Annotated in this window: 8 protein-coding genes; 3 read left to right on the top strand and 5 right to left on the bottom strand. The window is 63.8% G+C overall.

What is annotated here, in order from left to right; all coding sequences use genetic code 11:
* Positions 1-116 precede the first annotated feature (116 nt).
* A complete protein-coding gene (locus MRBLMU1_RS14180; RefSeq protein ID WP_363502342.1) occupies positions 117-1,511 on the top strand; it encodes a DUF3422 family protein in 1,395 nt (464 codons plus the stop codon).
* A gap of 102 nt (positions 1,512-1,613) precedes the next feature.
* Here the strand turns inward: MRBLMU1_RS14180 and MRBLMU1_RS14175 are convergent, their stop codons facing one another.
* Both MRBLMU1_RS14175 and MRBLMU1_RS14170 read right to left on the bottom strand, forming a co-directional pair.
* Positions 1,614-3,218 carry a methyl-accepting chemotaxis protein gene (locus tag MRBLMU1_RS14175; protein ID WP_363502340.1) on the bottom strand — a complete coding sequence of 535 codons (1,605 nt, stop codon included), beginning with the start codon at positions 3,216-3,218 and terminating at the stop codon, positions 1,614-1,616.
* A gap of 129 nt (positions 3,219-3,347) precedes the next feature.
* Positions 3,348-4,235 carry an alpha/beta hydrolase gene (locus MRBLMU1_RS14170; protein ID WP_363502338.1) on the bottom strand — a complete coding sequence of 296 codons (888 nt, stop codon included), beginning with the start codon at positions 4,233-4,235 and terminating at the stop codon, positions 3,348-3,350.
* Positions 4,236-4,390: 155 nt separating this feature from the next.
* Here MRBLMU1_RS14170 and MRBLMU1_RS14165 point away from each other — a divergent pair, with 155 nt between their 5' ends.
* Positions 4,391-5,170, top strand: coding sequence for an alpha/beta fold hydrolase (locus tag MRBLMU1_RS14165; RefSeq protein ID WP_363502336.1), 780 nt, complete (start codon positions 4,391-4,393; stop codon positions 5,168-5,170).
* Between the two features lies 1 nt (position 5,171).
* Positions 5,172-6,041 (top strand): alpha/beta hydrolase family protein, encoded by an 870-nt coding sequence (locus MRBLMU1_RS14160; protein ID WP_363502334.1) that lies wholly within the window; start codon positions 5,172-5,174, stop codon positions 6,039-6,041.
* A 110-nt stretch (positions 6,042-6,151) separates the two neighbouring features.
* Here the strand turns inward: MRBLMU1_RS14160 and MRBLMU1_RS14155 are convergent, their stop codons facing one another.
* The 3 genes from MRBLMU1_RS14155 to MRBLMU1_RS14145 form a co-directional block, all read right to left on the bottom strand.
* Positions 6,152-8,926 (bottom strand): glycoside hydrolase family 2 TIM barrel-domain containing protein, encoded by a 2,775-nt coding sequence (locus MRBLMU1_RS14155; RefSeq protein WP_363502332.1) that lies wholly within the window; start codon positions 8,924-8,926, stop codon positions 6,152-6,154.
* Positions 8,923-11,271: a glycoside hydrolase family 95 protein gene (locus MRBLMU1_RS14150; protein ID WP_363502330.1), complete on the bottom strand. Its 2,349-nt coding sequence runs from the start codon at positions 11,269-11,271 to the stop codon at positions 8,923-8,925. Before MRBLMU1_RS14150 ends, MRBLMU1_RS14155 begins: the two co-directional genes overlap by 4 nt.
* Before the next feature lie 89 nt (positions 11,272-11,360).
* Positions 11,361-14,237, bottom strand: a complete 2,877-nt coding sequence (locus tag MRBLMU1_RS14145) for a TIM-barrel domain-containing protein (RefSeq protein ID WP_363502328.1) — start codon at positions 14,235-14,237, stop codon at positions 11,361-11,363.
* Positions 14,238-14,240 lie beyond the last annotated feature (3 nt).

Below are 14,240 nucleotides of genomic sequence, written 5' to 3'. Positions count from 1 at the left end.
ATACGCATGACCGCCATGCGCAATGCCCGGTTGTGGCCGCGCCGCGCCTGGCTTATACTGCACTGCAACAATCCGGCTTTTTCATAACTAATAATACCGTTCCACCGGAGAAGGTCATGTCCCTCGCCTACCGCGCCACCGCCGATTTCGCCAAATTGAACCACCCGATGCGGGTGCCGCTGTCGGCGGAGATTCACTCACGCCCCTTCCTGCAATTGCAGGCACCGGAAAGCCTGACCCATTTCGCGCTCTACGTGCAGCAGGATCAGCCCTCCCAAAAATACCATCGCGGCACGCAGCACCAGATTTTGCAGCAGCTGTGCACCCACTACGGGGTGGCCGGGCCGCATCCGCAGGCGCGCTACTTCTTCCATGACTTCGGACGTTTCCGCCTGAAGTGGGAATGCCACACCGAGTTCGCCACCTACACCTTCGTGGAGCGCGGCGAACCGGGACTGGACTTCCGCCAGGCGTTCGACAGCATGCCGCTGCAGCACGTGCCGCAGGAATGGCTGGCCGGCCTGGCCGGGAAAATCATCGTCGCCTCGCATGTCGTGCTGCGCAAGGGCGACACGGCCGGCGCCGACGAGGAAGCCATCGCCGAGCTGTTTCAAGGTAAATCGATGGTCGGCAGCAGCGTGGGCAGCGGCGCCGAGGTCTGGACCGATTTCCTGATCCAGCCCGATGGCTTCAGCCGCTTCATCGTGCGCGATCTGGGCCTGCGCGAATTCCAGGCCGGCCGCCTGGTCGGGCGTCTGCTGGAGATCGAAAACTACCGCATGATGGCCCTCCTCGGCCTGCCGCACGCCGAAGCCTCGCAGCCGCTGTTGAACGGCATCGAGAACGAGCTGGCCGACCTGACCGCGACCCTGGTGCAGGCGGACATGCCGCAGTCGCTGGACTCGCGCGGCCCGGACGCGCATGAGGAACAGAACCTGCTGCACCGTATCACCAGTCTGGCCGCGCGGCTGGAAAAACTATCGGTCAACAACAGCTACCGCTTCGCCGCGTCGCAGGCGTATTTCAGCCTGGTGCAGGCGCGCATCCACGAGCTGCGCGAGGTGCGCATGACCGGCGTGCCGACCCTGGCCGAATTCATGGGCCGCAGGCTGGCGCCGGCGATCCACACCTGCACCTCGGTCTCGCAGCGGCAGGAAGCGCTGGCCAAGCGTATCGCCCGCAGCAACGACCTGCTGCGCACCCGCGTCGGCATCGAGCAGGAACGCCAGAACCGCAAGATCCTGCAATCGCTGGACGCGCGCGCGGCCCAGCAACTGCGGCTGCAACAGGCGGTCGAGGGATTGTCGGCGGTGGCGATTTCTTACTACACGCTGGGATTGATCGGCTATGCCGGCAAGGCGATGAAGGCTGGCGGACTGCCGGTCAATCCGGACATCCTGCAGGGCGTCGCGGTGCCGGTGGTGATTTTGGCCGTGTGGATGGGACTACGCCGGGTGCACAAGCAGCTGACGGCGCGCGGCACGGCGGCCGCGCAGCGCCACCCGGCCTGAAATCCGGCTCAACGAAATCCGGCTAACAAATAACAAAAACCCGTAGGGCGGATTAGCGCGCAGCGCGTAATCCGCCAAGAGCCGCCGACAGCGCCCGGCAAATTACTGAAGCCGCAGCCGCGTCGACAGCCTGCCGGCGCCGGCGCCACCGCCACCACCCTCCACCGTGAACCGCCCCACCTGCGACAGCAAGGCCTGCGCCTGCTCGCGCATGCTCGCGGCGGCGGCGGCGGCCTGCTCGACCAGCGCCGCGTTCTGTTGCGTCATCTCGTCCATCTGACCGATCGCGCGGTTGACCTGCTCGATGCCGGAGCTTTGCTGTTCGCTCGCCTGCGTGATCTCGCCCATGATCTCGGCCACCTTCTGCACGCTGGCCACCACCTCGCTCATCGTCTGGCCGGCACGGTCCACCAGCCGTCCTCCCTCGTCGACCTTGCCGACGGAATCGTCGATCAATCCCTTGATCTCCTTGGCCGCCGATGCCGAGCGCTGCGCCAGATTGCGCACCTCGGACGCCACCACCGCGAAGCCTCGCCCCTGCTCGCCGGCGCGCGCCGCCTCGACGGCGGCGTTCAGCGCCAGGATGTTGGTCTGGAAGGCGATGCCGTCGATCACGCCGATGATGTCGACGATCTTGCTGGAGCTGGTCTTGATCGAGCCCATGGTCTCGACCACCTGCCCGACCACGTCGCCGCCGCGTACGGCGATGCCGCTGGCCGCCACCACCAGGTCGTTGGCGTGGCGCGCGCTGTCGGCGTTCTGCCGCACGGTGCTGGTCAACTCCTCCATCGAGCTGGCGGTTTCCTCCAGCGCGCCGGCCTGCGCCTCGGTGCGCGCCGACAAATCAGCGTTGCCGGCCGCGATCTCCTGCGCCGCCACGGTGATGGTATCGGTCGACAGGCGCACGTCGCCGACCAGCTGCGACAGGCTGCCGTTCATCTGGCCCAGCGCGTCAAGCAGCTGGCCGGTTTCGTCACGCGCCTGGTTCTCCACCTGCGAGGTCAGGTCGCCCGAGGCCACGCGGCGCGCCAAGGCCACGGCGCGCTCCAGCGGTTGCGCGATCGACCGGCCCAGCGCGAAAGCCAGCGTCCCGCCCAGCAGCAGGATCACGACCGCCAGCGCCACCATCAGGTTGCGGCTGGCGACATTGATTTGCTCGATCTCCGCGGTAGCCTCGTCGATCTGGCGGCGCTGTTCCTTCAACAGCGCTTCGGCCGTGGCCAGATACGTCACGCTGGCCGGTGTGTAGACGTCGCGCATTTGCTGTTGCGCCTCCTCGACCTTGCCGGCCTTCTTGAGGGCCAGGGTAGCGTCGCGGGCACCAAGGAACGCCTTGCGCCGCGCTCCCAGCTCCGAAAACAGGGACTTCTCGACGTCGCTGTCCATGCGCGCCTCGACCTGCTTTTGCAGCACGCTGGAAGCGTCCGACGAGGCCTTGATGCCGGCGGCGAAATAGTCGCCCAGGCTGGCGTCGGTGCTGACGATGATGGCGGTGGTGCGCGGCACCGCCGCGAACATGTAGCGATACCAGTCCTGCAGATAGCGCTCGGTGGCCATCGGCTCGTCGATCATGTGGCGGGTGGCGACTGCCACGCTATTGAGACGGATGATGCTGACCACGATGGCGATCAGCGACAGCAGCAGGATGCTGGCGAAGCCCAGGACGAGACGCCGTTTAACACTAATGTTGTTTAGTAGCTGGAACATCTGGTCCGTCCTGTGAAGGAAATACTGCGATGCGCAGAAACGGAACCAATGATAGCGCTAAAATAAGGTGTAAACGTCACATTGTTACTCTTAAACAACAGTTTTCGCCGACAACAAGTCGGTACGGAACTAACCTGTCATGACCGGCGGCTGAAGTGACTGGTCGGCCGGCTGCCGCTGAGCCGGCTGGCTGAAGCGGTCTGCCAGGAAGCTGGCGATGCGCTGCTGGGTGGACTCCAGATACGGGATGTTCATGTGGTCGGAATCGGGCACGATTTCGTCCGCGTGCAAGGTGCCGAGCTTCTGCACCAGCAGATCGGTATGCGAATGCGGCACCACGTCGTCGAACGCCGCCCGCAGCACATAGGTCGGCGCCTTGAGCTGGTGCGCGTACTTGACCGACTCGAATTTATGCCGCAGCACGTACTCCACCGGCAGCGTCCTGAATTTACGCTTGGCGATCGCCAGGATCGAATCGTAGGGAGTGATCAGCACGATGGCGCTGGCCTCGCGCTCCATCGCCACCTGCACCGCCACGCCGGAACCGAGGCTGCGGCCGACGACGGCGATGCGCGTCGGGTCGACGTGATGGCGCTCGCTGAGCCAGTCGAACAGCATGCGGCCGTCCTCGACGAAATGGGCCTCGGCCGGATCGCCGTGCGAATCGCCGTAGCCGCGATAATTCACCGCCAGCACCGCCATGCCGGGAAACAGCTTGCCGGCGTCGCGCGCCACCCACGACACTTCCTCGGAGCGGCCGCCGAAATAGACCACGCCCGGCGTCTGTCCCGCCACCAGGGGCGTCATCAGCCATCCGGACAAACGGGTGCCATCCTTCGCGCGCACGACGATGGGGCGCGTGCGGTGACCGGTGCTGTAAGGCTTGAGCACCTCGCGGCGGCTGCCGAGAGGATTAAACAGCAGGCGTTTCTGGTTGGCCGCGACGGCGGCGGTCAACCCCATCCACAACACGCTGACGATGCCGGCCAGACCGGCGACTTTTTTTGAATTGTCCATCCCTCTACTTTACCCTCGTCTTGACTCTTTGCTGTACGCCAGCGTACAAATACATTTGCCCGTGGAAAACACCAAATGCGGTCGGGCCGCCCGTTTCTCAAGGCAAAGGGGGCGAACCGGTATAATCGGCGCTTCGTTTTGCTCTCCCGCCCCCTATGAAACCGGCCATCGTCCTGCTGCACAGCTCCATGAGTTCCAAGGCCCAATGGGCGACACTTGTCGAACAGCTCACGCCCGACTTCCGCTGCATCCCGCTCGATCTACTCGGCTACGGCGCCGCGCCCTATCCGCCAGGCGCCGGCAAGAGCGAAGCATACACCCATACGCTGGCCCACGAAGCGGACGCCATCGCCGAAGCCATCGCCGCGCAGCTGGCGCCGGACGAAGCGTTCCATCTGGTCGGCCACTCGTTCGGCGGCGCCTCCGCGCTGCACCTGGCGCGCCGCATGCCGGAACGCATACGCACGTTGACGCTATTCGAGCCGGTGGCCTTCCACCTGCTGCCGGAGCTGGACGCGGCGCGGGTGGAGATCGTCACCGTCGTCGGCGGCATCATGGCATGCGCCACGGACCGCGACGCCACCCGCATCTTCATCGACTACTGGAACCGTCCGGGCGCGTTCGACGCAGCGCCGGCATCGGCCCAGGACAAGATGATCGCGCAAATCGCCAAGGTCAAGCTGGACTTCCAGGCGCTGCTGGGCGAGCCGGTCTCCCTCGCCGACCTGGCCGTGCTGACAATGCCGGCGCTGGTTCTATCGGGCCAGCACAGTCCCGCGTCGACACGATCGCTGGCGGCGCAACTGGCGGCGGCGCTGCCCAACGCCCGCGCGCTGCAAACGCGCGGCGGCCATATGGGACCGATCACCCATGGCGACGCGATCAACCCCACCATCGCCGCGTTCTTGCGCGGTGAAGACCTCATTCAAGGCTGACATGCAAACCAACTTCCCATCGCGCGGCCTGACCTCGCTCATTCAACGCGGCTTGCTGGCAGTGGCCTTCAGCGGCATTGCCGCCCTGTCGCATGCCGCCGTGAAGCCGGTGACGGTCGCGCCGGAAGTCACCGGCGAATGGGTCACGCCCGACGGCGCGTGGGACGGCCGTACGGTGCTGATGCTGCACGGCTTCGCCGACGACCTGAATGGCGCCGGGGATTTGAGCAAGCGCATGTCCGCGCGGCTGGCGCAGATCGGGATCGCGTCGTTGCGCATCAACTTCCGTGGCGAGGGTGGGCGCATGCGTAGCGATATCGACTCGACGCTCGACACGCGGGTCGCGGACACCGAAGCCGCCTATGCCTTCCTGCAGAAGCAGGCCGGCGTCAAGATCGCGCACAGCGCGGTGTTGGGATGGAGCCTGGGCGGCGCCACCGCGATGGTGGTGGGCAGCAAGCACCCGGAATGGTTCCGCAGCATGGTGGTGTGGTCGACGCCGAGCGGTGACCTGTATAAGTACTTCATGTCGAAGCCGACGGCGCAGAAGGCGGTGCGGGATGGCGTCGCCTCGGAGGTGATACCGGGCTGGAAAACCATCACCACCAAGCGGGAGTTCTACGAGAGTTTCAAGGGTGTGGATCTGGATAAGTCGCTGGCAGGTTATCGGGGAGCGTTTCTGACGGTCCGGGGCAGCAAGGATTATCTGCCGCAGAGGGATTTTGATTTGATCCGCATTGCGCCGGGTAAGCCGGCGCAGGCGGAGATGATCGATGGGGCGGATCACGTATTCAACGTGTTCGAGGCAAACAGCCCGGCCGCGAAGCGGGTCATCGACATCACCGCCGCGTGGCTCTCAAAGACCCTGTGACACGTAGGGCGGATTAGGCGGCACGCCGTAATCGGCCATCTATGCGCCGTTGGCGGCTCATCGATGGCCGATTACGCTTCGCTAATCCGCCCTACGTGGTCCGACCGCTGTCATTTTCGGTCGCCGATCACGATATCGATCGTGTTCTCGAACCAGATCCCCAGGTTGGGCGTACGGCCACGCTGAGCCGACGGTCCCAACTCGTGCGGCGGATTGAACTTTGTCCCTATCGGCAGGATCGCGTTCAGGAACGAGATGTCCCCCGGAGGGAAATCCATATGCGTGCCCTTCGGCTCGAAACCCTCGCCGCTGGCCTCCCTCGGGGTAAACACCCGCAGCGCGATATCGTCGCTATGGTTGATGAACATGATCGGCAAATTCCTGGTCGCCAGCTCCGCCCAATACACCTTGTCGTGGAAGCCCTTGAACTCCGGATAATTCCACGACAACCCGGTGATGGTGTCGTTGTAATCCTTCTGCCACACATCGAATTCCACGCCCTGCGTGCGGTTCTTCCAAACGCGATAAGGACCGCGCCCCAGCCAACGCATCGACTGGACCTGCGCATCGGGATAATCGAAGGTCACTCCCAACGCGTCGGAAGGCTTGCCGCCCTCCATGTTGTACGCATAGTTCACGCTCAAGGCGCCCGCCGCATTCAAACGCCAGTTCACCTTGCGCAGGTTCCCCGTGTATTCCGCCTGCACCACCACATCGTTGCCATCGCGTCGCGCGGCGATGTTCTTCAAGGTCGCCGTCCCCGCCACCAGACGCGGACCATTCGTCAGCGGCACCACGGTATCGCTCTTCTTCAGCGAACGCAGATAGCCGGTGGTCTTGTCGATAACAGCATCCAGCCCGCCAGCCTGCAACTGGAAGCCGCCGCCCGTTTCCGTCAACGTGGCCGCACCTGAAGCCGCAGCCGGCTGCATACGCTGCGCCACCTTCTGCGCGCTGGCGATCATCCACGACCACGTATAGATCTCCCGGCCGTAGCGGTCCGTCGCCGTGAAGTACAACGCATCCTGCTGCGCCCAGTCGGCCGGCAAGGCGATGCTGGTGGTGCCGCGCATCCCGGCGGCGACATCCGGCGCCTTGGCGCCGCCCTTCGCGACGACCTTGTGGGCGGCGTCGCGCCCGAACTTCACCAGCTGCCAGCTCAACTTAACCTGGTTCAGATTGGAGATGTCGTAGCGGTTCTCCAGCGTGATCTTGCCGTCGAAGGTAGGTGGCAGGAAGGCCATCTCCGACAACGGCAGATACACCGGCGTCCAGATTTTCTTCACGGAGAAGAAGCTGCCCTCCTTCTCCCGGTACGGGCCGACGATACCGTCCGGCGCCAGATTGCCGGCGACGTCGATGGCGCCATTCTTATCGTCGCGAACAATCCCCTCGTCGGCGAACGCCCAGATGAAGCCCCCGGCGCTGAGCGGATTGGCCAGCATATCCTTCCACCAGTCGTCCAGGCTCGCGCCGGCGCCGCCGTCGTAGAGTCCATGCAGGAACTCGGTCGGCATGAAGACATCCCGTCCATGGAACAGCGACGTGGCGCAGCAGTTGTAGGTCGGGTAATGGGCGGTATCGATACCGCCGAAGTTAGCCCATGGATGAATGACCGGGCGCTTCTGCGTATCCCACTCCGGATACAACTTGTCCAGATCGTGATTGAATCCACCCTCGTTACCGTTGGCCCAGAAGACGATCGACGGGTGATGCTGATCGCGCGTGACCAGCTCCTTCACCAGCGGCGTCGAAACATCGGTGTCGTAGAACTTCTGCCAGCCGGTCAATTCGTCGATCACGTACAGGCCCACTTCGTCGGCCACGTCGAGGAAGTGCGGGTCCGGCGGATAGTGCGACATGCGCACCGCGTTCATGTTCATTTCCTTCATCAGCTTCGCGTCCTGGTAGCTCAACTCCTTGCTGCTGGCGCGGCCCGACGTCGGCCAGATCGTATGCCGGTTCGACCCCTTGAAACGCACCTTGTAGCCATTGACGTACACGCCGTCGCGCGGCCGCAGTTCGATGGTGCGGAAGCCGATCGTCTTGCTCACTTCATGCACCACCTTCCTGCCGCTGACCAGCTGGAAGTTCACCTTGTAGCGCTGCGGATTCTCCGCCGACCAAGGCGTCACCTTCGCGACATTCCCCTTCAGCCGCGCCTTGCCGTCGACCACCTGCGCCGTCATCTCCTTGCCGAGCGCCTTGCCGTCCAAAGTGGTCACGCGCGCGACGACCTTGCCGTCAGGCTGGCCGGCGAGGAAAACGTCGGCGCTGAAGTCGCCATTGTGGCGCGCATCGAGGCTGACGCGGTCGATATTGTCCAGCGGCTTGGCCTCCAGCCACACCGGCCGGTAGATCCCGCTGAACAGCCAAAAGTCCGAGCTGCGCTCGGCGCGGTTGACCGATTTATTGGCGGAGTAGCGGTTGACCGTCACCTCCAGCTGGTTGCTCTGTCCCGGCCTCAGCAACTTCGAAATATCGTAGCGGAACTCGTAGAAGCCGCCCTGGTGGACCGCGCCCGCAGGCTGTCCATTGATCTTCACCAGCGTATCGGTCATCGACGCGCCGAACACGATATCGATTTGCTTGTCCTGCCAGTCGGCAGGCACGTCGAACTTGTGGCGGTAGATGCCGGTGGTGTCAGGCGCCGGGTCCTTCTCCCAGTCGTTGAAGTAGCGGTAGGTGCCGAAGCCCTCCATCTCCCAGTTCGACGGCACCGGTATGGTCTTCCACGAGCCGCTATTGCGACCGCCGTTGACCATGAACTCCCAATCGACACGATGGTCCTTGTCCGTGCCGCTCAAATACCGCACTTGCGTAACTTCAGCAAAAGCCAATCCGCTCAATGCCAGCAGCAGCGTTCCAAGGACCTGTCGCATCATAGTTTTTCTCCCAGACGTTTGATCTCCCCGACCTTGAGGTTGAGCGGTATGACCTTATCGCCGTAGCGTACCTTGCCGGCGCCCTCGCCCGCCGTGCGGCGTATCGTCGCCGACGCCAGCTTGCCGTTTTTCCATGCCAGATCGACCTCGTAGCCGCCGCGCGCGCGCAAGCCCTTGACCGAGCCGGTGGCCCATGCTGACGGCAGCGCCGGCAGCAAGTGCAGTTCGCCCGTCTGCGACTGCAGCAGCATTTCGCAGATCGCGGCGGTGGCGCCGAAGTTACCATCGATCTGGAACGGCGGATGCGCATCGAACATGTTGGCGTAGGTGCCGCCGGCGTTGTTCGATTCCGTGCCCTGGCCGCTCTGCTGCGCGGCGCGCGCGCCGGGTTTCGCCAGCTGCCCGCGCAGCATCTTGTACGCATGGTCGCCGTCGAGCAGACGCGCCCAGTAAGCCGTCTTCCACGCCATCGACCAGCCGGTGCCGGCGTCGCCACGGCTCTCCAGCGACTTGCGGGCGGCGGCGGCCAGTTCAGGCGTCTTGGTCGGCGAGATCTGACGGCCCGGGAAGACGCCGAACAAATGCGAGACATGGCGATGCGTGTCGCCCGGCTTGTCCAGCACCGGATCGTTCTTCTTCTCCTCCATCCACTCCAGCAGCTGACCCCAGCTGCCGACGCGCGGCGCGGCCAGCTTGTCGCGGAGGCCGGCTATCTGGTCGCGGAACGCGGCGTCGCCCAGCACGTCCGCCGCTTCGACGGTATTGTTGAACAGGTCCCAGATGATGGCCTGGTCGTAGGTCACGCCATCCTCGATCGGTCCGTGCTCCGGCGACCAGCCCAGCGGAGCCACCAGGCGGCCGTCGGGCAGCACCTTCAGATAGTCCTGCCAGAAGACGACGGCCTCCTTCATCACCGGATAGGCGACATCGCGCAGATACGCCTTGTCCTGCGTGTACGCATAATGCTCCCAGAAGTGCTGGGCATACCACGCGTTGCCGGTCTTGTTCCAGATGTAGCCCATGGCGCCGAACGGATTGGACTCGGTGCGCAAGGTCCAGCCGCGCACCGGTTTTCCGGCGGCGCTGACGAAGGTTTCCTCCTTCTGCACCGCCTCGCCGCTCAGGTCCGGCGCCGCCATGACCACCGAGGAAGGATCGGCGATCGCCTTGGCCGCCGTATCGGCGATCAACTGGCGATACACCGGCGCCACGCCCTGGACGAAGTTCAGGAAAGGCAGCGCGTGTTCCGACAGGTTGGCCGGTTCCGCCGGCCAGTAGTTCATCTGGACGTTGATGTTGGTGTGGTAGTCCGATCTCCACGGCGGCGTCGGATTGTTGTTCCACAGCCCTTGCAGATTGGCCGGCAGCGAACCGCGCGAGCTGGAGATCAGCAGGTAGCGGCCGTACTGGAAAAACTGCGCCTCAAGTTCCGGGTCCTTGCCCTCGGAGGTATAGGTCTCGATGCGCTGGTCGGTCGGCAGCGCGCGCCGCGCCGCCGTGGCCGCGCCGAAGTCCACGCCCACGCGGTTGAACTGCGCCTGGAAGTCCTTGCGGTGCTCCGCCAGCAGCGCCGGCCAGGGACGCGTTGCCGCCCCCACCTGGGCCGATACACGCGCCAGCGGATGCTCGCCCTGGAACTTCTTCGCCGCATCGAGCACGTAGCTGGTGCCCGCTCCAAGTATCAAGGTCACGGAGTCGCAGCCGGTGAAGCTGATCTTGTTGCCGTCGATGGCAAGGGAGCCGCCCTCGTTTTGCACCTGCACCTGGCTTGCGTAGTCCATCGCGTTGGACGATGGATCGCCTTTGCCGCGCAGCGAGCCGGTGGCGACGATGCGGTTACCCAGAGCGTTGATCTGCGCGTTGTGCATGTCCGTCAGTTCGATCGAGCCGGTGTACTGGCCACGCTTGTCGGCGGTCAGCCGCACCGCGATCACCTGCGCCGGATAGCTGGCGAAGGCTTCTCGCTTGAATTTCACGCCCTTGTGCGTGTAGCTGACGCTGTGCAGGCTCTGGCCGATATCGAGCCTGCGCGAATAATCGGTGGTGGCCTGGTCGTGGCCCGGCAGGTTCACATATACGTCGCCGAACGGCTGATAGGACCCCATCACCTTGTCGTCGCCGGTCCACAGCGTGATGTCGTTGAACTGGATGCGCTCGCGCGCCAGCTGGCCGAAGATCATCGCGCCGATACGGCCGTTCCCGATCGGCAGCGCCTCGCGCTCCCATCCTTGCGGCGTATCGGGCGCCGGCTGTTTGTAACGCAGCGTCAGCTCGGGCGCGGCCACCGCCGCGATGGCGACCAGCGCCGAAGAGAAGAACAATGTGGAGCGCAGCAGAATTTTCATGAGTGTTTTCTTGTGGAGCAAAGCAAAAACGGCGGAGGCGGCATGTACCGCCCCCGCCGTCATCGAGGAATCATCGTCGGTGCCGAAGATCAGCGCTTGACGGTGACCGCCTTGCCTTCATAGCTGACCGTCTTGTCGGCCGCGTCGAAGTTATCCGAGCTCGATACGCCCGCCTTGATGAAGCGTACCTTGAACTCGCGCTTGGCGACCATGCCCTTGTACTGGCCAACGCGCTCGCCGATGGTGACGGTGCCGGTCTTGTCGTTGTAGCTCAGCGGAATACGCGAGAACTCGTTGCGCAAGTAGGCATTGGAGACGCCGTCATCCTCGTAAAGGCTGAATTTGCCGTCCGCGCCGGTGTAGATGTTCAGCGTGATCGGCGCGTCAGGTTTCTCGTCGACGTACTGCGTCACGGGACCCATCGGCAGGATAGCGCCGGCTTTCACCAGCAACGGCATGCGGGTTTCAGGCGCCTTGATCGAGGTCGTGGTGCCGCCCTTGTGCACTTCGCCGGTATAGAAGTCATACCAGTTCGCGCCCTTCGGCATATAGACGTTGCGCTCGCGGCCACCGTACACGTACACCGGAGCGACCATCAGGTTGTGGCCGAACAGGTACTGGTCCTTGATGTTCTTGACCGCGTCGTCCTTGGGGAAGTCCATCACCAGACCGCGCATGATCGTGCCCGATTCGTGGTGGGTGGTCGCCGCCGTCGAGTAGATGTAAGGCATCAGGCGATAACGCAGCTTGTCGTACCAGACCATCGAGTCGCGCATCGGCGAGCCTTCCGGCGAGATCTCGTGGATCTCGCGCTTGACCACTTCGCCGTGCGAGCGGAACAGCGGCGACAACGCGCCGAACTGCCACCAGCGCAGATTCAGCTCGCGCCATTCCTTCATGTCCTCAGGATTGGCGACGGCCGCGCCGACCACGCGGTTTTCCTGCGCGGTGCCGGTGGCGCCGACCTGGTAGCGCGCTTCCTGCGCGTAGCCGCCGATATCGTGCGTCCAGTTCGGGATGCCCGACATCGAGATGCTCACGCCGGCCGAGATCTGGTCGTACAGGTTGTTCCAGCGGCTGACGGTGTCGCCGCTCCACAGGGCGGTGGCGTTGCGCTGGATACCGGCGAAACCGGAACGCGACAGGATGAACTGGCGCTTGTCCGGCTGGTCGTTCTTCAGGCCCTGGTAGAAGCCCTCGGTATGCACCAGGCTATACGGGTTGAAGGTGATTTCGCCGGCGCCGTAAACGGTCGGTCCGATCAGCTTCTTGAAGTCCTCCAGGCGGGTGTTCGACAGCACGTCCGGTTCGGTGTTGTCCATCCACCAGGCGTCGAAGCCCAGGTCGACCAGTTTGGACTTCATCTGGCGATAGTACATCTCGCGCGCGCCCTTGGTGTACGGATCGTAGTGGCTGTTCTTGTAGCCAGGGCCAACCCAGTCAAGATCGCCGTTTTCGACGTTCTTGGTCCACATGTAGCCTTTGGACGCCAGCTCCTTGTAGTTGGCGGTGTTGTCGTAGAACTTGCCCCAGATCGAAATCATGATGCGGGCGTTGTTCTTGTGGACCTCGTCGACCATGCCTTTCGGATCGGGGAAGCGCGCCTTGTCGAAGTCGTGCGAACCCCAGCCGTCCTGCGGCCAGTAGAACCAGTCCTGCACCATGTTATCGACCGGCCAGCCCTGCTTGCGGTACTCGCGCAGCACGCCGAGCAGCTGCTCCTGCGTCTCGTAGCGCTGGCGCGACTGCCACAGGCCGTAGGCCCACTTCGGCATCATCGGCGCCTGGCCGGTCAGGTGACGGTAGCCGGCGATGACGTTGTCGATGCTGGTCTCGCCGTTGACGACGTAGTAGTTGATGCTCTGCGCGACTTCCGACGAGAAGGTCAGCGAGTGGCGCTCCGGCGCCGGCAGCGGGTCGTTGTGGGTCATGGCGATCATGCCGCCCGACGGTTTCCACTCCAGGTGCAGCTTGACCGGTTTGCCCGCTTCGAACTTCTGCTCGAAGTTGTGGTACCACGGGTTCCAGCCCTGGCGCCACACGTCCATGACTTCCTTGCCGTCCATGCTCAGCTTCGCGTAGTCCGACGAATACATCTGCATCTTGTGCACGCCGGCCTTGTCGGACGTCAGCGTACCGTCCCACACGACCTTGACGCCGACGGCCTTCTTCGGATCGCCCAGTTCCTTCGGCCAGTTCTCGGCCACGTCCTTCAGGTACTGGTAATCGATGTCTTTTTCCTGGCGCGTCAGCACCAGTTTGTCGTCGACGTAGTAGCGCGCGGTCAGGCCGCCGGCCTTGCCTTCATCGTCGACCAGTTTCAGGTCGCGGCTCAGGAAGCCGTAAGGCTTGGCGTCGCCGAAGCGCGAGATCGAATTGTTATCCCACAAAACGCCGTAGTTCTTGTCCGAGACGACGAACGGCACCGCGATGACCATGTTGTGCTGCATCAGCAGCACGTCTTCGCCGTTCAGGTTCATCTGGTTGTTCTGGTGCTGGCCCAAACCGTAGTACGCGTCCTTGGTGCCGTGGTTGAAGCCCTGCTTGACCGCCAGGAACGGCTTGCCGCCGACATCGACCGGCGCCATGCTTTCCGAGGCCTGGCTCAGGAACGCCTTGCCTGCCGCGTTGAAGAACTGGACCTGGCCGGTCGCCAGCGACACCGCCACCGAGATTTTCTTGGCCTTGAGCGTGACCTTGTCCTTGCCCGACGCGGTGATGCTGAAGATACCGCTAACAGGAGCGGCCACCGTCATCAGCGAAGGAGTGAGCTCCTTGCCTTCCTTGTCGGTCTTGACGACGTGGATGATGTTGTCGCTCATGACCTCCAGCCGCACTTCCTTGGCGCCGGAATCGGGCTTGACCACCACGCCGGTGGAGGTCTTCTCAAACGTACCGGCCAAGGCCTGGCCGGACATCATCACCGCCAGGCACGAAGCCGCCGGCACTATCGCTTTGAATCGCATGTT

The sequence above is a fragment of the Burkholderia sp. LMU1-1-1.1 genome, assembly GCF_040675865.1.
Taxonomy (GTDB): Bacteria; Pseudomonadota; Gammaproteobacteria; order Burkholderiales; family Burkholderiaceae_D; genus Rugamonas.
The sequence above is the reverse complement of the archived record's forward strand: the minus strand, read 5'-3'. Positions and strand labels throughout refer to the sequence as shown.